General features: G+C 39.2%; 14 protein-coding genes and 1 other RNA gene. 2 read left to right on the forward strand and 13 right to left on the reverse strand.

The features are described 5' to 3' along the window. Positions 1 to 11: 11 nt before the first annotated feature. The 7 genes from HPE63_RS04850 to HPE63_RS04880 all read right to left on the reverse strand — a co-directional run bounded on the left by HPE63_RS04850 (position 12) and on the right by HPE63_RS04880 (position 13121). Positions 12 to 1553, reverse strand: a complete 1542-nt coding sequence (locus tag HPE63_RS04850) for a sugar porter family MFS transporter (RefSeq protein ID WP_188313086.1) — start codon at positions 1551 to 1553, stop codon at positions 12 to 14. A 40-nt stretch (positions 1554 to 1593) separates the two neighbouring features. After that, entirely contained in the window at positions 1594 to 1878 is a 285-nt protein-coding gene (locus HPE63_RS04855; protein ID WP_188313087.1) for a hypothetical protein, read from the reverse strand. 79 nt (positions 1879 to 1957) lie between these two features. Continuing rightward, positions 1958 to 3067 carry a glycoside hydrolase family 16 protein gene (locus HPE63_RS04860; protein WP_188313088.1) on the reverse strand — a complete coding sequence of 370 codons (1110 nt, stop codon included), beginning with the start codon at positions 3065 to 3067 and terminating at the stop codon, positions 1958 to 1960. Positions 3068 to 3255: 188 nt separating this feature from the next. Further along, positions 3256 to 5421 (reverse strand): carbohydrate binding domain-containing protein, encoded by a 2166-nt coding sequence (locus HPE63_RS04865; RefSeq protein WP_188313089.1) that lies wholly within the window; start codon positions 5419 to 5421, stop codon positions 3256 to 3258. Positions 5422 to 5456: 35 nt separating this feature from the next. Continuing rightward, on the reverse strand, positions 5457 to 7070 hold the full coding sequence (locus HPE63_RS04870) for a RagB/SusD family nutrient uptake outer membrane protein (RefSeq protein ID WP_188313090.1): 1614 nt from the start codon (positions 7068 to 7070) through the stop codon (positions 5457 to 5459). A 10-nt stretch (positions 7071 to 7080) separates the two neighbouring features. Next, entirely contained in the window at positions 7081 to 10062 is a 2982-nt protein-coding gene (locus HPE63_RS04875; protein WP_188313091.1) for a SusC/RagA family TonB-linked outer membrane protein, read from the reverse strand. Positions 10063 to 10298: 236 nt separating this feature from the next. Next, positions 10299 to 13121 (reverse strand): helix-turn-helix and ligand-binding sensor domain-containing protein, encoded by a 2823-nt coding sequence (locus HPE63_RS04880; RefSeq protein WP_188313092.1) that lies wholly within the window; start codon positions 13119 to 13121, stop codon positions 10299 to 10301. Positions 13122 to 13551: 430 nt separating this feature from the next. Between HPE63_RS04880 and HPE63_RS04885 the strand changes: the two genes are divergently transcribed. Next, complete coding sequence (locus HPE63_RS04885) at positions 13552 to 14832, forward strand: glycoside hydrolase family 2 TIM barrel-domain containing protein (protein WP_188313093.1); 1281 nt, start codon at positions 13552 to 13554, stop codon at positions 14830 to 14832. 81 nt (positions 14833 to 14913) lie between these two features. Here HPE63_RS04885 and nadB read toward each other — a convergent pair whose 3' ends face one another. From nadB to HPE63_RS04915, 6 genes are all read right to left on the reverse strand, one after another. After that, positions 14914 to 16479 carry an L-aspartate oxidase gene (nadB, locus tag HPE63_RS04890; RefSeq protein ID WP_188313094.1) on the reverse strand — a complete coding sequence of 522 codons (1566 nt, stop codon included), beginning with the start codon at positions 16477 to 16479 and terminating at the stop codon, positions 14914 to 14916. A 5-nt stretch (positions 16480 to 16484) separates the two neighbouring features. Then, a complete protein-coding gene (gene nadA / locus HPE63_RS04895) occupies positions 16485 to 17408 on the reverse strand; it encodes a quinolinate synthase NadA (protein WP_188313095.1) in 924 nt (307 codons plus the stop codon). A 162-nt stretch (positions 17409 to 17570) separates the two neighbouring features. Further along, positions 17571 to 19139, reverse strand: a complete 1569-nt coding sequence (gene rny / locus HPE63_RS04900; protein ID WP_188313096.1) for a ribonuclease Y — start codon at positions 19137 to 19139, stop codon at positions 17571 to 17573. 48 nt (positions 19140 to 19187) lie between these two features. Then, a non-coding RNA gene (ssrS, locus tag HPE63_RS04905) (6S RNA) lies at positions 19188 to 19297 on the reverse strand. A 53-nt stretch (positions 19298 to 19350) separates the two neighbouring features. After that, the gene (locus HPE63_RS04910) at positions 19351 to 19647 is read right to left on the reverse strand and encodes a cell division protein ZapA (protein ID WP_188313097.1); all 297 of its coding nucleotides are present in this window, start codon (positions 19645 to 19647) and stop codon (positions 19351 to 19353) included. Positions 19648 to 19660: 13 nt separating this feature from the next. After that, the gene (locus HPE63_RS04915; protein ID WP_188313098.1) at positions 19661 to 19951 is read right to left on the reverse strand and encodes a hypothetical protein; all 291 of its coding nucleotides are present in this window, start codon (positions 19949 to 19951) and stop codon (positions 19661 to 19663) included. 270 nt (positions 19952 to 20221) lie between these two features. Between HPE63_RS04915 and HPE63_RS04920 the strand changes: the two genes are divergently transcribed. Further along, the gene (locus tag HPE63_RS04920; RefSeq protein ID WP_188313099.1) at positions 20222 to 21919 is read left to right on the forward strand and encodes a M23 family metallopeptidase; all 1698 of its coding nucleotides are present in this window, start codon (positions 20222 to 20224) and stop codon (positions 21917 to 21919) included. Positions 21920 to 21923: the final 4 nt, after the last annotated feature.

Here is a 21923-nt window from a genome sequence, read left to right on the forward strand (position 1 = left end):
ATTTTCAATCATTATTTTCTCACAAGCAGTTCTTCAACTTCTTCCAATGATTTTCCCTTTGTTTCAATTACGAACTTATAGACAAACAGAATTGCGCATAATGAAAGAATCGCATATATGGCAAAAGTGACCGTTGGTCCTAGATTTGACAATTCCCAAGGGAAAACCTGTGTCACTGAAAAACTGACCAAAGAATTGAAAAAACCAACTGCCGATATCGCAATTCCTTTGATTTTACTAGGAAATACCTCCGAAAAAAGGGTCCACATAACCGGTCCTAGTGAGATTGCAAAAGAAGCCACATAAAGCAAGATAGCAATCAAGACCAATGTTGCGTTGATCTGAATGAAATTTGTAATCTGGTTTCTTTTAAAATCCAAAAATTGATCGTCATTCAATTTGGGTTCAACTTGTTCGAAAAGTGCTGCTTGGCCTTCAAAAGTCTTCCCTTTCAATTCTGTCAAGGCTGTTTGAATTTCAATATTACCAATTTTATCCAAATTTGCATCATTAAAGTCGTACGTTGCATTATTAAAGGCAAAGGCCGCCATCATAAGGGCAATGGTCATGAATGTAGTACCTATTAGTAATAAAGGTTTTCTCCCTAATCTATCAATTAACCAAATGGCCACCAAAGTGAAAACCAAATTTGTAAGTCCAACAACAATAGCTTGTAGAAAGGATGAATCCGTACTACCGCCGGCTTGTTCAAATATGGTGGGAGCATAGTAGAAGATCGCATTGATCCCTGTAATCTGTTGAAAGAATGCAATACCGAGGGCGATGGTCATAATGGTGGCATATTTGCTTTTAAACAAATCGGATAGTTTGCCTTTTGCCTCTTTTTTGGCCTGTCCCCTCTGAATTTCTGCTATTGTGATCTCGGCATATTCTTCACCTCCGATTTTCAATAGTATTTTTCGGGCGAGCTTTACTTCATTCAGTTTTAGAATCAACCATCTTGGACTTCTAGGTACGGTCCAGAGGGTTATAAAGTATATAGCCGCAGGGATCGCTTCCACACCAAGCATCCATCGCCAGCTTTCACCTTCTAAATTGACCAGAAAATAATTAGAAAAGTAAGCTACCGATATACCAATAACAATATTCAATTGATTAAAAGATACCAAGCTACCCCTAAGTTTGGGAGGAGCTATTTCGGCAATATAAATAGGGGCGATCAAAATCGCACCACCAATTCCAATTCCACCGATTATCCTTGCAATGATAAATTCGGTATAACCCGTAGCCATTGCAGACCAAGAAGCGGATATAGCGAATAGGGCAGCAACTATTATCAGTATTTTTTTTCTTCCAAATCTATCAGCCATAGGTCCTGCCAAAAGATTACCTGCCATAGCGCCAAAAATGACACATCCAACCGCAAAACCTAGCATGGAATCCGTCATATCGAAATAAACGGTTATGCCCTTAACCGCTCCTGAAATGACCGCACTATCAAAACCCAACAAAAATCCTCCCAATGCAACGATTAAGCTGATAAGGATAGTATAGGATTTATTCATTTTTATTTCCGGATCGATTTTTTTCATGGCAGTAGCACTTTAGTATTTAAATGACTTTAGTTATGGGTTATTTACCGTGATTCGTGTAGCGTTGCCACTCATCATCGAAGTGTCCAGCCTCAACTAATTGAAAATTCCAATTATTTTTAACAATACAATTAGCCTCAAACCCGTCTGACCATGTTAACTTACAATCCCTGCCAGGCTCATATGTATATTCTTTCTGGCATATAGTAGCGTTCTCAACTTTTTTCGGATTACCGGTATTCTTTCTCCTCACTTTGTCCATACAAGAAAGTAAAGTTATTGATAACATTGGGAGAAATACAAAAACTGAAAGTAATCTTTTCATTTCAGCTAGTTTGTTTGAAAATAATTTCTGAACCATGGATACATTGTATAATTCCTTAAGAATTTATCCAGGGATTCAGTTATTGGTATACCCTCACATAATCAATTTCAAGGATGTCTTGGGTAAAGTTTTCCGGCACATCCCCGCCCAAAGTACCTCCTATAGCCAGGTTCATCAATACATAGTGCAGATTGTTATAGGGCTTGTTAGAAGAATTAGGCAGTTCATAGATCATTTCGTTATCCACATATATTTTTATGCTACTGCTGTTCCATTCCATAGAGTAAATGTGAAATGCACTGGAAGCATCCGAAATTGAAGTTGTACCACCAGAGTTCATATATTCACCTGTATTCATGTCTCCCCAATGAAAATGAGCTATAACACTATTTTTGTTCCATCCATTTTGTTCCATAATATCAATTTCTCCACAAGCTGGCCAACCCACGCTGCCATATTGGTCACCAAAATAGTTGCCTGTTTCATTGATGTTCGCACCAAGAGTCCAAAATGCAGGCCATGTACCTTTTTCAATAGGAAGTTTGGCGCGAAACTCAATACGGCCATAGGTAAATACAAATTTTGAATTTAATCTTGCTGAAGTATATGATTTAGTGGAGCTGTTTGTAGTGTATTGTTCTTTTAAAGCTACAATTTTTAGAGTGCCGTCACTCACGAATGAATTGTCAGCTCTATCGGTATAATGCTGCAGCTCATTATTATACCAACCCCCATTATTTGGTGGAATGACTTGATGGTGCCACTTTTCAGAATCAGGGCTTCCTTCATATTCAAATTCATCTGAGAATACCAAGGTGGCAAAACCTTCGTCAGATTTAAAAACTTCCACGCTCAGCGTTTCATTGACAAAGTCTCCGGCTTCTGAATAAGCCCATGCCGTAATAGTATACGAATGCGTACCAACTTTGGTGAATGCATGCTCTATGGAGCCAGAAGGGCTTTCTTGCAAATCCCCATTTTCAAATCTAAACGCATATCTGACAGCATTTTCGGCCGAGGCAGAAACCTGCACTACCCCTGAACCATCCCCGTTTGGGTTTGTGGCATCCGAACCAACTATGGTTACGTTCAACACTAGTTTGGATGGTATATTGTTGGGCTGTGAATCCCCTTCACTACATGAGATCACAAGCATTAGGATTATCAAGGCCCTGTGTAAATAGTTCATTTTAAATATTTGATAAATGAGATTTTATTTCTATGTTCTATCATATGTACTTTAACTTATTGATAGGCCCCTACAAAAAATAGGGGCTTATCTGTTAACTAGGCTAACTCAAACTAAATCTAATTGCACTGTGCCGTATGCTTTTTCTTTTATAGCGTTATTGGACAATTGGAAGAAATAAATGCAGTCTATCTATAAAAATAAAGGTTATCGATATACACAGTAATACTTGCATCACCGGCCACTAAATTATCGAATAAAATTTGAGTAACTTGAGATCTATCCATTGCAAAATCGTCCAGTGCTATATCTACACTTACCCATTGGCCTTGTGTTACCGTTCCAAAAGATTCCAAGTCTTCTTGTACCGGGTCAACCGCAGTATTCACAAGCTTAATTCCTAACTCCGTTCCATCAGCTGTCCAATAATCGACATGCACATGGGTCATGGCCGTCAAATCTGTAGGATTTCCATAATCTGTTACGATTCCCGTGAAATCGAGATCAGAATATTTAATGGTATTGTTTCCTTCGATCTGGATTTCTTCAAAACCGGAACCAGACCATTCGGTAGGCAATTCACTAACCGTAGTTGGTGTGTATGCATCACTGTAAATTGAAATCACATCAGCCTCGGCGACGGTTGGCGTGGGTGCAGCACCAGTGGGTTCGATAGAAGACTCATTTAAAGCATAGAAAAATAAATTATCTATGTACACCGTGATGTTTGCGTCACCGGCTACCAAATTATCCAACAATATTTGAGTAACTTGAGATTTATCCATTGCAAAGTCGTCCAGTGCTATATCTACACTTACCCATTGGCCTTGTGTTACCGTTCCAAAAGATTCCAAGTCTTCTTGTACCGGGTCAACCGCAGTATTCACAAGCTTAATTCCTAACTCCGTTCCATCAGCTGTCCAATAATCGACATGCACATGGGTCATGGCCGTCAAATCTGTAGGATTTCCATAATCTGTTACGATTCCCGTGAAATCGAGATCAGAATATTTAATGGTATTGTTTCCTTCGATCTGGATTTCTTCAAAACCGGAACCAGACCATTCGGTAGGCAATTCGCTAACCGTAGTTGGTGTGTATGAGTCACTGTAAATTGAAATCACATCAGCCTCGGCGACGGTTGGGGTGGGCGCAGCACTTGTGGGCCCTGTTGGTTGCCCATTATGGAAATAAAGGTTGTCTATATAAAGAGTGATGTCCGCACCAGCTACTAAATTATCGAACAATATTTGAGTAACTTGAGATCTATCCATTGCAAAATCGTCCAATGCTATATCTACACTTACCCATTGGCCTTGTATTACGGTGCCAAAAGATTCCAAGTCTTCTTGCGCCGGGTCAACCGCAGTATTCACAAGCTTAATTCCTAATTCCGTTCCATCAGCTGTCCAATAGTCAAAATGCACAAAGGCTTTAGCTGTCAAATCTGTAGGATTTCCATAATCTGTTACGATTCCCGTGAAATCGAGATCAGAATATTTAATGGTATTGTTTCCTTCGATCTGGATTTCTTCGAAACCGGAACCAGACCATTCAGTAGGCAATTCGCTAACCGTAGTTGGTGTGTATGAGTCACTGTAAACTGAAATCACATCTGATTCTGGTAATATTGGCGCCGGTGCTGCGGTTGTAGGTTCTTCGGCTTCAACTGGTGGGATAATTTCACCTGCCTCCCCCAATATGATGTCATCAAAATAGTGTGTCGTTGGGGCATCCTTCTCACCATTGAAATTAAAAAAGAGTACCAATCTATCATATTTGTCAGAATCACTTGTAGAAAAATTAAACGTCAATTCTTCCCATTCATTGGCCACTGTTGTAGTACCCATAACCTCTTTATTAATTGACCCATCACCACTATCCTCTAATTTTATAAGTATGGTCTGCTCGGCCGCAGGTGAATACACCTTAAGTTTAATAGCCTGATTTTCAGAAAAATCGACCTTACCGGACAAATCGAAAAACATACCAGCCCAAGGTTCTACACCTGCGGTCTGAATAAACTCAACGACTTTTTCTGAAGTGTTTATTCCAGAAGCAACTGGATTATCGACATATTCTAATGTAAAGGAGCCGTCTTTTTCCCCAAAAAAAGAAATCTCAGGGCCTCCACATTCAAAATCCAATCCGATGGAAATGTCATTCACGATAGGATCCTCTGGACAGCCTTCAACAACCGGTAAAGGTTCTGGTTCAACATAGGCCGAAGGTGGTGGAATGTCATCTTCCGTTTCGCAGGAAATGATAATGCTTATTATCCCCAATCCGAAAATTAATGCTATCAGGGGTAATCTTGTACTAATCTTACTTTTAGTGCTTCTATTCGTATTCATTTCACAATTTTTTAATTAATGTAATATATCGGTCATTAGTTATATCCATCGTTTTGAGGATAACTAGGCCCTAATAGATCCATTTGTTGCTGAGGAATTGGCCAATTTTGCATATACTCTCGAAGTATAACCTTTGGGTTACCTTCAGGGTACGACTCATTCATATTATCGTTGTTCATATGATCTAGCAAAAACTCATACAATTTACCGGTTCTTTTGAGGGTATACCAACGTTGCCCTTCAAATGCAAGTTCGCGGGCCCTCTCGTCTAAAATTGCCTGCAGATCAACTGTGGTTACAGATGCTGCATTGGCTCTATTCCGTACTTCATTAATGTATTCCAACGCTTTCGTATTATTTCCCAACATCATGTGTGCTTCGGCTCCTATTAAATAGGTTTCGGCCAATCTGTAGATCATAATATTTTTAAAGTGATTTCTATCAGTGGGTTCCACATTCTCATCAAAGAATTTCAAGACCCCTGGGTTTTGTCTCCTATAATAGAGCATAAACTCATTTTGATCGGTTTCACTATTTTCATATAGGTCCAATGGATCACCCAACTGTTTGCCTGGTGGGAGCGAAGGCTCATCGTTATAGGCATACTTGAAAATATAATAGGTATTGTCCTTTCTGTCATCATTGGGGTCCTCATTCAGCAAATTGATGGTATAATCATTCAATGATAGGAAACCTACTCCGGCCCCTCCATTTTCAATCGACTGTATCATACCAGGCGCATCGGCATAGGATGATACCACATTCCAGTTCATGATATGTGGACTACCTCCTCCTATTGTCTCATTTTCAAAATTAAGGGCAAACAATGTTTCAGAATGATCTAATTCACCCGCAAATACTTCGGCAGTTGTTGCGGTTAGGCTATGGTTGCCACTATTTATTACAGCATCTGTTTGTGCGGCTGCTTCGTCCCAGTCATTTTCCCACATGGCCACCTTGGCCCTAAGATGCCTTGCCGCACCTTGACCCCATCTGCCAAACTCTTCTGGATTGTATTCCAGGTTGGTAATGGCAAAATCCAAATCTGCCCTTAATAGCGAAAATATTTCCTCTTTGGAAGATTTGTCTTGTGGTACATCAAACGCATTTTCAGGAGTGGTAGGTTCCGTAGTGATAAAAATATTGTTGAAGAGTCTGTACAGGATAAAATAGGAATTAGCCCGCATGCATTTGGCTTCGGCCAAGATTTGGTTTCTTCTACTATCATCAATATCCTGTAAATTCTCAGCTCCTTGTATAATGGCATTTGCCCTGTCCACTATTTTGTAATAATTCACCCAATAGGCATTAACCCCTGAAGTGGTTCCGAAGTCCCCCAAACTTGCACCCCAAAGTAATCTACTGTATAGAGAAACTTCTCCGGTTATTCCAACTCCAAGGTCACTCTTGGCCTGTGGAATAAGTGGGTATGTGCCGTTTAAGCTTAAGTCTTGGTAAAGATTCCTATTTAAAGAATATAATCCCACAACTGCAGACTCCAGGCCTTGAGGGGTTGAATACAGGAAATCAACAGAAGTGTTCGAAAGAAGCTTGTCCTCTAGAAAATCCTCCCCGCAGGAAGTAAAAAGGAAAAGGCAACCTAGAATTGTATAAAAGCTTTTTGATAACATATTATTTAAATTTTTCATAATATTTTTTTTAAAACCCAACTTTGACCCCAATCGTTATATTTCTGGTTTCTGGAAATGCCGTTCCACCGCTGTCGTTGAGCGGATTTTGTTCTGGACTATATGATCTGAAATCTGTAAAAGTGAACAAATTGGTGCCCGTTACATATATTTTTGCATTTTGAAATCCAATTTTTGAAAGCGTCTCTTTAGGGATATTATAACCCAGTGACAATGTCCTCAACCGAACATATGAAGCGTCCCTGACAGCAAACGGAAAAAGGTGTAAATGGGTGTCAGGTTTAGGTCTGGGATAGTCCGTTGAAGGAAATTCTGGCGTATAGTACTTCGTCCGAATTCCATTGATCGCTCCTTTCCATAGCTCCCCATTGGCCAGAACTGGATTCAATTTTGTTGCTCCTTCTACGATATAGATGTCGGCAAACAGGTCAAAATTCTTGAATGAAATGGTATTGGTTATCGAACCATACCAATCAGGATCTGTACTTGTAAATACATTGTCCCTGTTATCAATCTGTCCATTCCCATCTTGATCTATTACCCTAACGTCACCTGGTTGGGCCAAAGGGTTCCCTGAACCTGCAATATCATCACCTACTTGATAGATTCCATCGTACTTCGGTAGCCAAATGTTGTTGATAGGCTGACCTACTGATAATCGTCTTCCTGAAGCAATGTCCGTGATATCAATTTCATTACCATTTTCATCAAGTTCTCCTGTGAGCGAAAGAACCTCGGTCCTGTTCCTTGAAAACACCATACCTAAAGACCATCGTAAGTTTTCATTTCGTATAATATGAGACGTCAAAGATGCTTCAATACCGCGGTTCTCAAGTTCGCCAGCGTTAAAGCGGATTACGTTGAACCCCGTAGTACCGGCAATTGACCTATCCAATAATAAATCGGTGGTGTTCGCTTTATAATATTCCAAAGTACCCTCAAAGCGGTTTTTAAACAACCTAAAATCAATACCGGTATTCAAGGTAGTAGTGGTTTCCCACCTCAAGTCTGGATTGGGCAAACGTGAAGAGGCAGTTGCTCCTGCCACGGTTTGATCCCCAAAAACATAAGGTATGTCATCGGCTACACCCAAGGACTCCAACGAATTGATACCTTGATTTCCCGTGGTCCCGTAGCTGACCCGCAATTTCATTTCATTTATGGCATCCACATTTTCTAAAAATGGCTCGTTCTGCATTTTCCAGGCTAGAGAAACTGCGGGGAAGAATCCCCATTTATTGTTCTCAGCAAATACAGAGGCACCATCGGCACGGGCCGTTGCCTCCAGCAAATACCGATCAAGATATCCATATCGTACCCTACCCAAAAAGGAGAGCAATTTACGTTGTGATACGTCTCTTTGGTTATTGAGAAGTACAGTTGCGTTTCCATTAAAACCAAGAGCATCATTGGTAAAGCCTGATTTGTCAATTTGGGTATATTCATTCCGCTGTTCATCAAAGGCTTGAACTGCAGTAAAGTCTAGACTATGGTTTTCGTTGATCTGTGGTGTATAGTTGATGATGTTTTCCACCAAAACCTGTTTAAATAATTGGTTTGAAATAACTGCAAGTCCATCTATCCCTTCATCCCCTGCTGAATGTAAGGATGTTCTATATATGCCCCTATTTGTATTTCTGTTCCTCAAAAACGTCTTTAAGGTGTAGCTTAGATTGGGTGTAAAGTTGTACACCAAGCTGAGGTTGACATCTGTGAGGTTTGTTTTTGTCTCGTCGGTTGATTCCCTTTGATCCCATAGTGGGTTTACCGCAGTGTTTGATGGCCCTAAATAGAATTTGAGCAATTCGCCCTCATCGCCTATTGGTTTGGCCAAGGGTGTTATGGTAGTAAAGTTTAGGCCGCCTGTTTCTTGATCCTGTATGGAATTTTGATAGTTGAAAATTCCTCTGAATAAAAGTTTATCCGTTAATTCCTGCTCCAAGTTCAGTTTCAAAGTACCTCTATCAAAACTAGAATTTGGGATAATACCTTCTTGAGCGAAATAATTGACACTTGAAAAAACCTTGGTTTTTTCAGTACCTGCTGAAAAACTCAAAGCATGGCTCTGTATTACTGCGTCCTGTAATACCAAATCTTCCCAATCTACAAAGTTACCATTCTCTATGGCTTCGATTTCAAAAGGAGTAAAAATGTTTTCATCCCTCAAGTATTCTCCAGTAAATCTATTACGGTTCGCTTCCCTCTTTAAATCAATGTACTGCTGACCGGTATATTGATTGAAATTTTTAGACAATGATTGTATAGTGGTATAGCCGTGGTAGTCAATAGATACTTTGCCGGTCTTCCCCGTTTTAGTGGTAACCAGTATAACACCATTTGACGCCCTTGAACCATAAATCGCAGTTGCCGAGGCATCTTTTAGGATTTCTATATTGGCTATATCATCCGGTGATACATCATTTAAGCTATCAAATGGCAAGCCATCAACTATTATTAACGGAGAGTTTCCATTTGGAGCAACAGATACATTACCCCGAATGACAATATTGGAGGCCCCTCCTGGTCTTGCATCGCCTAGATTAACTTGGACACCTGCCGCTCGACCCCGTAACATCTCCGATACGTTTGTGGTTGGTACAGACGTGGCGTCGTCAACCTCAACGCTTGTTACAGAGCCAACTACGTTGCTCTTCTTTTGTGTACCATAACCCACGACAACAACTTCCTCCAATGCACTTACATCATCTTGCATTATTACGGTAAGTTCTACGGATTCGCTAATAGGGATCTCCTGGGTAACAAACCCTAAATAGGAGAAGACAATAATATCCCCGGCTGAAAGATTTGTAAGATTGAAATTTCCATCAAAATCGGTAGTGGTTCCGGTGGTAGAATTCTTAACTATTATACTTACCCCGGGTAAGGGCTCACTGTAACTTGCATCCTTAACAACTCCACTAATTGTCAAGTCCTGGCTCCATAAATTTTGCATGCTACAGATGACAGTAAGAAATAAAAAAATGCGCTTCATGTGTTGTGTATTTAGAAGTCACAAGGTATTTCATAATAATAAGGAATCCTTAAATTACACCACTACAAAAAACATACATGATCAATAATAAAAGCAAAATATATGGATATGATATTTAAACCCCAATAAAAATGCGGGTTTAGCAATCAAAAAGAAATATCAAATAATTAACATTTTTTTTAGATATTTGAATTTGTATAGGTGATGTTGTGGTATTTTGGTATAAATATAAACCCCTACAGATTTAGTATATAGTCAGATAAGCTCCTATCATGCGGCAAGGCCATCTTCTTTCGCAATCTATAACGCTTTACCTCAACACTGCGTACAGAAATATTAAGTAGTGGTGCAATTTCCTTCGAAGAAAGATTTAACTTAAGATAGGCGCATAGTTTTAAATCGTTAGGTGTCAATTCGGGATGCAGTCCCTTCACTTTTCCCAAAAAATCCTTGTCGGCATTATTGAAAGCCTCCTTAAAAAACTCCCAATCATCATTTTTCTTCAAACTCTTGTCGATAATTCTTATTACTGGACTCACCAGGTTTTTCTCTGGTAGGTTCTTGAGCCCGTTTTTAATTGTGGTCAAAAGCTCGTTTTTCTTGATAATAATCATTGTTGAAGCCGCCAATTCCTTACTTTTACTCTTGATATCGCTCTTTAACGCTTCATTTTTTAGTCTTATGATTTCTTTCTCATTTTGCACCTGTGACAATTTTAGCTCACGCTTGTTTCGCTCTATCAACCTTTGTTGCTGGTTTCTATAATGTTTTTTATAGGTAATATGTATTACGTACAATACGAGCAAGATGACCACGACATATAGTACCAAGGCCAAATTAGAGATATACCAAGGTTTTGCTATCTTAAATGAATACGAAGCAGTATTCCCAGATAGGGTATCCCCGATTTTAGCCCTTACTTTAAAGGTATAATCACCGGAAGGTAAATTTTCAAACAATTCGGTGGAATTTTCGGACCAATCACTCCAATTATCGTAAAGGCCCGAAAGCTGATACTGATATTCGGTTTCCAGATACTCGTAATACTCTGGTACCGAAAAAGAAAATGACAAAGTATTCTCTTCGCTTTTAAAATTGCCTTCCAAACTTTTGTCCAATAAATGTGAAGCCTCATCATCATCCCTTTTTTGATTTGTAATTTTAGTGAAACCTATTCTAAAGTCTCCTATATCGAAATTATCGATATCAATAGTATAATAACCTGAGTAATTGCCCAATAAATAAACATCATCATCCTGTAGTTGAAGAACGTTCTCATAGTCGATAAGGTCATTTCGCAAGGCCAATGGAATAGGAATCCTCTTTATTTTAGGTTTACTAGACACCCCACCTGAAGTTAAGAGACTAATATTTGAGCTAGAGATTCCCCACAATTTATTAGTCTTATCGTCATGGATCAACCTGCCTGATATAAAATCGTCCCCTGTTGAGTATAAGGTGCTTAGAACACTGTCCTTTTTAAATCTTTTTTCGGAAAGCTCATACCTAAAAACCCCGTCCTTTGAAGAATAGAGCAAATCGCCATTATATTTGATGATATTTGAATTGGCCCCCTTAATCAATGAATCTATAGACACCTTCATGGCTTCGGTGAAATCCATGTTAACTTTCACTTTGAATACCCCCTTGTACTCATGGTTAATGAATATCTCATTCCCAGGCATTACCACGAAATGCCTTGAAGAATTATTGAAGTTTTTAATTTTATTTCGAACTCTCCAATTATCATTTAGCTTCTCAAGTACGTATAGGCCGTCATAATTTCCTTGAAGGAGAATATCTTTGTCATCAACGGGTTTAATATCCCAGGTTCCTTCGTAATTAGCGATCAATTTCGCATTATTGTTCTTTACAATGAACGTACCGCTATCATGCCCACAGAACAAAGTCTGGCCTATTTCTTTTAAACACCAAACCTGACCTTGGGTCCCGCCAATTAAGGTGAAGCCACCATCACTTTTAAGAGGTTTGTAAAAAAGCCCTTGATTTGATCCCAAATATAGATTTCCGTCATAAATAGCCGAAGCGTAGACGCTGCCTACCTTACCTTCATTGTCGCTATATACTTTATAGGGGGCATCCAAATTAATTTTACCCACGCCATTGTCAAGGCCCATCCAAACATTATTATCCACATCCTCAAAAAGCGATAATACCGTATTATTCAACAAGCCCTTGCTTTTATCTATTTGAAATTGTAAATCCCCATTGTCGTCAAGATAAATGAGACCATTGGATATGGTGCCTATCATAAACCCCCCATTTTTTAATCTAATACTATTATAAACACTTACCGCAGCAATGTATTCACATGAACCGCAATTCCATTTTACTAGGTCATTATCTTTTAATTTATAAAATCCATCATCCTTGGTCTGCAGCAATAAATTATTTCCATCCTTAAAAACATTTATAAGTTCTTGCTCCTGTACCATAGGATGGTCGGCAACAAGAACATCCTTACCGTTTTCAATTTTATACAACCCTCTCTTGTAACGTTGAAAGTAAATATTACTACCTAGCTTGTATATTTTCACAATCTTATATTCCGAATCAATAGATTCTACCGATTCGTCTTTCGTGTTATAGATATATATGCGATCCAATGATTGGAATAAAATGCTATCGTCTACATCGATTATATTCCAAATCTCTTCGTCATCAATAAGTTGTATCCCAATCTGGTTTGCCAAAGATGTGTAGCGCAACTCACCATAAGTATCCTTCTCCCAGAATCCAAAATCCATGTAATTACCGGTATAAATTCGGTCTTTGATTACTCGAACAGATCTCATAATTGATTCATTGGGGGTAAGAAATAAATTCCAACTATCTCCATTAAACTCCAATAAACCCTTTCCATTGGCAATATATATAAGCTTATCCGAAGACTGGGAAATTGACCAATTTTGGTTTTCTGCCTGATAATCCGTTGGCGAATAATTTCGCAATGGGGGTAGTTCTTGTGCCTTAATCCCAACACAATGAACACACAAAAGTATCGCTATCAAATAAGTTGGTCTTTTAAAATTTTGCATTTGGTTATCAGGGAGTTTATCTAAAAAATAGTAAGGTTAATAATAGATTAATGGTTTAAAATAATTTCTAATATTCATTGGAACCACTCAGTATATCTTCTTTGTATGGATACTTAAATTCTTTATTATGCAAATATAGGGTCATTTCTTCTTTTATTCGCCAGACCCATACATTACCACAACATACCCATTAATGATATACAACAATAAACACATTTCACAAGTTACCAAAGACATAAAACACTACTATTTTTAGTGCAATTAATATGAATTAAATAACAATATGGCTTTTGATAGTATCTGTATGTAATTTGTATAGGTGACTTTTATTGATAATACAAATTCATGTGTTAAGTTTACAATACTACAATATTCCAAATCATTATATACAAGGTATGGAGATTGGATGACGCTTAAAATAATTGGTACAATGAAAAATAATTTTCTAGGATTCTTTCTTTTCTTTTTAGCCGCAGTTGCTTTTGCCCAAGTAGATCAAGTTTCAGTGCTTCAAAATGATGAAGGGGCAAAATTGGTTATCAATGGGGAGGACTTTATGATCAATGGAATGAACTGGGATTATTTTCCAATTGGCACTAATTTTTCATATAGTTTATGGAAACAATCAGACGATGTTATCAAGGCAGCCCTTGATGCTGAGATGGGATTGTTGAAAAATATGAACGTTAATGCTATACGACAATATACGGGTGTCCCTTCAAAATGGATAGAATATATTTTTAAAGAATATGGCATTTACACCTTACTCAATCATTCATTTGGCCGCTACGGTTTAACTATTGATGGAGCTTGGGAAGCCGTAACTGATTATTCTGACCCTCGAACACAAGAGTTACTTCTATCCGAAATGGATGATTTGGTCAAAAATTACAAAAACACGCCAGGTCTTTTAATGTATTTGTTGGGGAACGAGAACAACTATGGTCTTTTCTGGGCTGGGGCCGAAACCGAGGATTTTCCAGATGACGAGGAAGAAAAGAAATTTATTGGGGAACAGCGGGGAAGACCTATGTATAGACTTATGAACGATGCGGCAATAAAAATAAAAGCAGTTGATTCATCCCATCCCGTGGCCATTTGCAATGGGGATGTTCTTTTTATAGATATTATATCCGAAGAATGTAAGGAGGTTGATGTCTATGGGGTAAATATGTATCGTGGTGTTTCGTTTGGCGATGCGTTCGAGGTTGTTAAAGAGAAATTGAACAAACCGATCATGTTTACCGAATTTGGTGCAGATGCCTTTAATGCGATTGAAAATACCGAGGACCAAAGAACCCAGGCCTATTATTTAGTCGGGAATTGGAAAGAAATTTATGAGAATGCCGCTGGTCAGGGAAAAGCAGGAAATTCAATCGGAGGTTTCACCTTTCAGTTTAGTGATGGTTGGTGGAAATTCGGTCAAACCAAAAATTTGGATATCCACGATAAAAATGCGTCTTGGGCCAATGGGGGGTATTCTATTGACTTGGAAGAAGGTAAGAACAACATGAATGAAGAATGGTTCGGTATCTGTGCAAAAGGTCCTACCAATGAAAGAGGATTGTATGAGCTTTATCCTAGGGCTGCCTATTATGCCTTAAGTGAAGTCCATAAATTAAATCCCCATGCCAAAGGGGTGACGCCGGAGTTGGTTGAAGCGCATTTTGAAAATATCAAGTTGAAGGATGCGGAGACAAAAACCCATTGAAATCAAGCGGCTGAAAGGGCATAGGTTAGCACTAGGCTCAAATTAAGTATCTATTACCCCAACGCTAGGTAGATAGTGAAATCAGTTTTTTGGGTCGTAATAATCCTGATTAAAATACCCTCCCCTATTTTCCTTTCTTTCCAAGGATTGGGTAATAATCAAATGGGCTACGTTCACCATATTCCTTAGTTCACACAGCGTTGTTGTAATTTTTGATTCCTTGTAGAATTCCTCGACTTCGTTATAGATCAAATCCAAACGCACTATTGCCTTTGACAATCTTTTGTTGCTTCGGACAATGCCCACATAATCACGCATTAAGGCCTGTAATTCCTTTAAATTATGTTGTATTAAAATATGTTCTTTAGGGATGCTTGTTCCCTCGTCATTCCAATCAGGGATAGGTAATGACTTGACGACCTGTTGGTCAACACTTAGGTATTTAAAGATGTTATGGGCATAGACCAAAGCTTCTAAGAGAGAGTTAGACGCTAGTCTATTGGCACCATGTAGTCCGGTTCTGGTACATTCGCCACAAGCGAATAAATTATGTATGGAGGTCTTACCATCCCTATCAACCACGATACCCCCGCAAAGGTAATGGGAAGCCGGTACCACAGGTATCCAATCTTTTTCAACATCAATGTGGTATTCCAGGCATTTATCGTAAATATTGGGAAAGTGCTTTTTGAATGCGGTGATATCCAAATGCGTACAATCTAAAAATACATGGGTATCCCCAGATTTCTTTAGTTCGCTATCGATACTTTGGGAAACAATGTCCCTAGAAGCCAACTCGGCCCGTTGATCATAATCGGGCATAAAGCGATATCCTTCTTTATTTCGCAAGTATGCCCCAAATCCACGAACAGCTTCAGAGATCAAAAAATAGGATCCACCCTCTGGATTGTATAAGGCCGTGGGATGGAATTGTATAAATTCCATATCCTTGATCAAAGCTTTGGCCCTATAGGCCATGGCGATACCATCGCCTGTTGCAATGGCCGGGTTGGTTGTATGCCCGTAAACCCTGCCAATACCCCCGGATGCCAATAATGTATGATCTGCCTGAATGGTTATTATTTTTCCATTTTTTTGGTTCAGTACATAGGCCCCATAACACGAAAGATTGTCCTTATTATTAGCTTTCAAGTGATGGTCCGTTATAAGATCTATCGCAAAATGATGCGATAAAAGTGTAATATTTTGTAGTTGATGTACCCGTTGTAATAGAGCCCTTTCGACCTCGTAACCGGTCACATCCTTATGGTGTACCACTCGATATTCAGAATGCCCCCCTTCCTTGCCCAAATCAAAATCACCATCTGAGGTAAGGTCAAAGTTCGCCTCCCATGCTATCAGTTCTTTGAGGCGTTGTGGACCTTCCTTGACTACCATTTCAACCACTTCCTCGTTACAAAGTCCATCCCCAGCAATCAAGGTATCCTGAATATGTTTTTGAAAGGAATCTTCTTCTAAGTCGAGAACCACGGCGATACCTCCTTGCGCATATTTTGTGTTCGACTCATCCTCATCTCCCTTAGTTACAATGATGATGTTTCTCCTCGGATGTTTTTCAGCGATTTTTACGGCAAAAGTAAGACCTGCCACGCCAGATCCAATAACCAAATAATTCGTTTCTTTCATAGTCTTCAAGAAAGATCCAGCATACGCTGTATGGGGATCAAGGCTCTTTCCCTTATTTCCTTTGAAACTTCAATTTGAGGGCTTTCATTTAGCAAACAATCGTATAGTTTTTGAAGCGTATTTACCTTCATATACGCGCATTCGCTGCAAGCACAGGTATTATCTTCTTGCGTCGGCGCCGGAATTAATTCTGCCTCCGGAACCTCTTTCTTCATTTGATGCAAAATGCCCGCCTCTGTCGCTACAATGAATTTTTCCTTGGGATTCTGCTTTACAAAATTTATCATGCCGGCTGTTGAACCGATATAGGTAGCCGTTTTTAAAATATGCTCCTCGGATTCTGGATGGGCAATGATCAGTGCATTTGGATTTTTCTTATATACCTGTAGCAGCTTTTCAAGACTGAAAGCTTCATGTACTACACAACTTCCATCCCATAAAAGCATATCCCTGCCTGTCTTTTTATTAATGTACTTACCTAAGTTGCGGTCTGGCGCAAAAATGATAGGTTGGTCTTTGGGAATGGATTCCACAATTTTCAAGGCATTGGAAGAAGTACATACGATATCGGTCAATGCCTTTACTTCGGCCGAACAATTGACATAGGTAATAACCGTATGTCCCGGATGGGCTTCAATGAATTTTTCAAATGCCTCTGGTGGACAAGAATCGGCCAACGAGCAACCCGCATTCAGGTCGGGGAGCACCACCATTTTTTCAGGATTGAGGATTTTTGCTGTTTCCGCCATAAAATGTACCCCTGCAAAAACAATGATATCCGCATCGGTTTCTGCGGCCTTTTGTGACAAGCCCAAACTATCACCAACATAATCGGCTATATTCTGTATTTCCGGATATTGGTAATAATGTGCCAAAATCACGGCGTTCTTTTCCTTTTTTAGATTGTGAATAGCTTTTTTTAAGTCCATTTAAAGGCTTTTAAATTTTCTGCAATGTTAATCCAATCGATTCTTCTAAAAAATGATTTCGGTCATACTTTACACAACTGACCATAAATCCAATTTATTCAAGATATAAAAAAAAGGGCCATTTAGGCCCCTTTTCAAATTGTTCATATCAAAACCGATACCTTACTTGGCAACATTTACAGATCGTGTTTCCCGAATAACCGTCACTTTTACTTGGCCAGGATAGGTCATATCGGTTTGTATTTTTTGGGAGATTTCAAAGGACAATTGCGCTGCCTTGTCATCACTCACCTTTTCACTTTCTACAATGACCCTAAGCTCCCTACCTGCTTGTATGGCATACGCCTTTTGAACACCACCAAAAGCAAAGGCAATCTCTTCCAGATCTTTTAAACGTTGAATATAAGAATCCAACACCTGTCTTCTGGCACCTGGTCTTGCCCCACTGATGGCATCACAAACCTGGATGATCGGAGAAATCAATGTTTTCATTTCAATTTCGTCATGGTGGGCTCCAATGGCGTTGCAAACGTCCGGTTTTTCCCCATATTTCTCGGCCCATTGCATACCTAAAATGGCGTGTGGAGTCTCAACCTCCGCCTCCGTATTGGGTACTTTTCCGATGTCATGTAGAAGTCCTGCGCGTTTGGCCAATTTTGGATTCAATCCTAATTCAGCTGCCATAACCCCGCAAAGTTTAGCCACTTCCCTGGAGTGTTGTAACAGGTTCTGGCCATAAGACGAGCGGTATTTCATTCTACCGACCGCTTTGATCAATTCGGGGTGTAACCCATGAATACCTAAATCAATGACCGTTCGTTTCCCAATCTCAACAATTTCCTGTTCTATTTGTTTTTCTGTCTTTTTTACAATTTCCTCAATTCTTGCTGGGTGGATCCTACCGTCGGTCACCAATTTATGCAATGACAATCGCGCAATTTCCCTACGAACGGAATCGAAACATGAAAGTATAATCGCCTCTGGCGTATCATCTACTATGATCTCTACCCCTGTAGCTGCTTCAATAGCGCGAATATTCCTGCCTTCACGACCAATGATTCGCCCTTTGACATCATCGGATTCCAAATTGAAAACAGAAACACAATTCTCTACGGCTTCCTCTGTCCCAATGCGCTGAATGGTATTGATTACGATTTTTCGTGCTTCTTGTTGGGCCGTTAATTTGGCCTCCTCCATGGTAGATTGTAAATAGGCCATGGCATCGCTCTTGGCTGTTTCTTTAAGGGATTCCATCAATTGGCTTTTCGCCTCCTCGGCCGATAATCCCGAAATTACCTCTAACTGTTGTACTTGATTATTATGCAGCTTTTCCAATTCTGCATGCTTCTTATCGTAAAACTCCTCTTTGTGGGCAATATCCTTGATTTTAACCTCTAACTGTTCGCTTAGTTTTTTGTTTTTAGCCAGTTCATTGCTGACCTGCGATTCTTTATCCCTAATCCGTTTTTCAGCCTCGGATATTTTTTTATCCTTATTGATTATTACTTTCTCGTGTTCTGCCTTGAGTTCCAAAAACTTCTCCTTGGCCTGGAAAATTTTATCCTTCTTAATGCTCTCCCCTTCAATGTTTGCTTCTTTAAGGATGGCACTCGCCTCCTTTTTAGCGTTGGCAACAGTCTTTGAGGCCTTGCCTTTTTCCAAGATTTTCGCAATAACAAATCCAATAACGAGGCCCGCTATTGCGACTAATATAATTGTGGTACTGTCCATAATTTCAAAATTTAATATAAAAAAACCCACATTGGGGAAGTTTTGTACAAACTCCAGAAAACAGGTTTAGGGCTAACAGACTGATCAAGGATCCTTATACGAGTAAGGCCTGCTTTTACAATCTAAACTCACCCTTTTTAAACAAATTAATGTTGAGTTCGTCAAAAGATAATACCAATGTGGGCAGTAACTTAATGCTATTTAAAAGAACTTATTCAATACTAAGCTTTGAATTCACCAGTTCGTCCAGTGCCTTTAATCGATCAGTGGCTTCTTGGTTCCCTTCAGATTGATCAATGCCTCGTTGTTCTATTTTAGAGGCAAACTGTAGTGCGCACATGGCAAGCACGTCCTGTTTGTCCCTAACGGCATAGTTTTGTTCAAATTTCTTCGCCAATTGCTCAATATTCTTGGCCGCTTTCCTTAGCCCTTCCTCTTGGCTGGGGTCAATTGTCAAAGGGTATACCCTATCTGCAATTGAAAGCTTTATTTTGAGCCTTTCTGACATCCTATTTTAAACCTTACTCGGCAAGTTGGGCAATACAATGGTCCAACTCCCTAATCAATGTATTTATTTTAAGCTTAGCTTCTGTTTTATTTGTATTACTGCCGAGCATTGAATTTGCAAGTTTAAGTGAGTTATATTTTTGTTCCCATTCAGAAACGGTTCTTTCGGTTGAATTCTGCTTGTTTCGTGTTGAAACCAATTCCTCTTCCAACTTTTGATTATTCTGCTGTAACATCTCCAATTTATGCAACAACTTACTAATTTTGTTTTCCAGGGAATCAACAATTTTCACCAATTCACTCATATACAATACTCAATGCGTATTACACAAAGTTAACATAGATATAGCGACTGGGCAATACTTTTTCAAAATATTCTTTAAGTAATACTTTAAACCCTGATATTAATTGCCCTATGGCACGAAACAATCTGAATTTAAAGCAGTTTTTTCCCCTTCGAGGCGGTTAATTATTTTCATCTGATTAATTTTATCGCTTAATATAGGTTTCAAATACCGAGTTCGTTTAATACGATATTCGGTATTTGGTCACGATGTTACCAATTTTAAGAGCTTATGGGCAGAACATTTCTTGTTTTATTATTTACAATGATTTTTTCCTTCGGTTTAATGGCCCAAGAGAATTACCCGAAGGAAGCGTTTAGATCACCTTTGGATATTCCCCTAGTTCTGGCGGGTACTTTTGGCGAATTGCGATCCAATCATTTTCATTCGGGAATTGATATAAAAACACAGCAAAGAGAGGGACTTCCCATATATGCCATAGGCAATGGTACAGTAACCCGAATCAAAGTTTCGTTGTGGGGATATGGCAAAGTTCTCTATGTAGCCCATCCCAACGGATATACCTCTGTATATGGGCATTTACAAAAATTTGCACCAAAAATCGAGGAATATGTTAAAAAGATACAATACGATAAGAAATCATTTGAGGTGGAACTATTTCCCGAATATGGCGAAATAAAACTGGATAAAGGGGAGGTTATAGCCTATAGCGGCAATACAGGTGGTTCTTCAGGACCACATTTGCATTTCGAAATCAGGAGCAGTATATCAGAAAAACCAACCAACCCACTTTTATATGGACTGGAGGTGCGTGATGCCACCAATCCTACCCTCGTAGCACTCTATGGATATCCACTTTCTGCAAACGCCCAGCTGAACCAAAGTACCACAAAATCACAATTGAATTTCACAAGGCAGAAAGACGGGACATATCTTGCCGATAAGGTAACCGCTTTGGGCACCATTGGTTTCGGTTTTATCGGTTTTGACCGTCAAGATTTGGCAGCGAATAAAAATGGCGTGTATTCTGTACGCCAAGTGGTCAACGGACAAGTTTATACCGATTACGACTTTGAGACTTTTTCATTCACGGAAACACGTTATATCAATACGTTGATCGATTACGATCATTTCGGAAACTATAGACAACGTATCCAGAAATGTTTTAAAACCCCAGGGAATCGTTTAAGTATTTATAATAAATTGGTGAATGATGGGAAAATAGTGGTCAAGGAAGGTTTCTCATATACCGTAGAAATTCTGATCAGTGATTTAGAAGGCAATTTGACTAAATTGGCCATTCCCGTTGAAGGTAAACGACAAACTTTAAAAATCACCGAAGAAAAACCAAAAACCGATAATTATGTTGTAGCCAATCGACCCAATAATTATGATTTGGGATTGGCCAAAGTCTACTTTCCGGCCAATACGTTCTATGAGAATTTCCATATTGAATTGAAAAATGGTAGTGATACGGTGACCGTGCATAATAATCGGGTACCGGCGCATAGAAATTTTACATTGACCTTTGATGTTTCAAAATACTCGGAGGAAGAACGTAAACAACTTTTCATCGCCCGTTTAGATAGGGATTTGAAACCTTCTTATGCATCTACCTATAAGCGAGGGAACACATTTACAACCAGGACCCGAAATCTTGGGACCTACACTTTAGCGAAGGACACAATTGCCCCTTCAATACGTTCAAAAAACTTTAAACATAAACAATGGCTGACCAACTACCGTTATCTAAGTCTAATGATCTCCGATGATCTTAGCGGAATAGACACCTACTCAGCCACCTTGAATGGGGAGTGGATTTTGATGGAATATGAGCCTAAAACCAATACTCTCACCTATAATTTCGACGATAAGATTTTAGACAAAAAGCAATGTGAACTAAAAGTCATCGTTACAGATAATGTAGGCAATACCAATACATACGAGGTTTCATTTTATAGAAAATAAACAC

Origin of the sequence: Maribacter arenosus (assembly GCF_014610845.1) — a bacterium.
GTDB lineage: Bacteria > Bacteroidota > Bacteroidia > Flavobacteriales > Flavobacteriaceae > Maribacter_A > Maribacter_A arenosus.

Coding starts and splice junctions, on each gene's coding strand:
- rny (WP_188313096.1), bottom strand. CDS start 19,139: ATGGACAGTACCACAATTATATTAGTCGCAATAGCGGGCCTCGTTATT.
- nadA (WP_188313095.1), bottom strand. CDS start 17,408: ATGGACTTAAAAAAAGCTATTCACAATCTAAAAAAGGAAAAGAACGCC.
- HPE63_RS04870 (WP_188313090.1), bottom strand. CDS start 7,070: ATGAAAAATTTAAATAATATGTTATCAAAAAGCTTTTATACAATTCTA.
- HPE63_RS04865 (WP_188313089.1), bottom strand. CDS start 5,421: ATGAATACGAATAGAAGCACTAAAAGTAAGATTAGTACAAGATTACCC.
- HPE63_RS04915 (WP_188313098.1), bottom strand. CDS start 19,951: ATGAGTGAATTGGTGAAAATTGTTGATTCCCTGGAAAACAAAATTAGT.
- HPE63_RS04855 (WP_188313087.1), bottom strand. CDS start 1,878: ATGAAAAGATTACTTTCAGTTTTTGTATTTCTCCCAATGTTATCAATA.
- HPE63_RS04880 (WP_188313092.1), bottom strand. CDS start 13,121: ATGCAAAATTTTAAAAGACCAACTTATTTGATAGCGATACTTTTGTGT.
- HPE63_RS04910 (WP_188313097.1), bottom strand. CDS start 19,647: ATGTCAGAAAGGCTCAAAATAAAGCTTTCAATTGCAGATAGGGTATAC.
- HPE63_RS04860 (WP_188313088.1), bottom strand. CDS start 3,067: ATGAACTATTTACACAGGGCCTTGATAATCCTAATGCTTGTGATCTCA.
- HPE63_RS04885 (WP_188313093.1), top strand. CDS start 13,552: ATGAAAAATAATTTTCTAGGATTCTTTCTTTTCTTTTTAGCCGCAGTT.
- HPE63_RS04850 (WP_188313086.1), bottom strand. CDS start 1,553: ATGAAAAAAATCGATCCGGAAATAAAAATGAATAAATCCTATACTATC.
- nadB (WP_188313094.1), bottom strand. CDS start 16,479: ATGAAAGAAACGAATTATTTGGTTATTGGATCTGGCGTGGCAGGTCTT.
- HPE63_RS04920 (WP_188313099.1), top strand. CDS start 20,222: ATGGGCAGAACATTTCTTGTTTTATTATTTACAATGATTTTTTCCTTC.
- HPE63_RS04875 (WP_188313091.1), bottom strand. CDS start 10,062: ATGAAGCGCATTTTTTTATTTCTTACTGTCATCTGTAGCATGCAAAAT.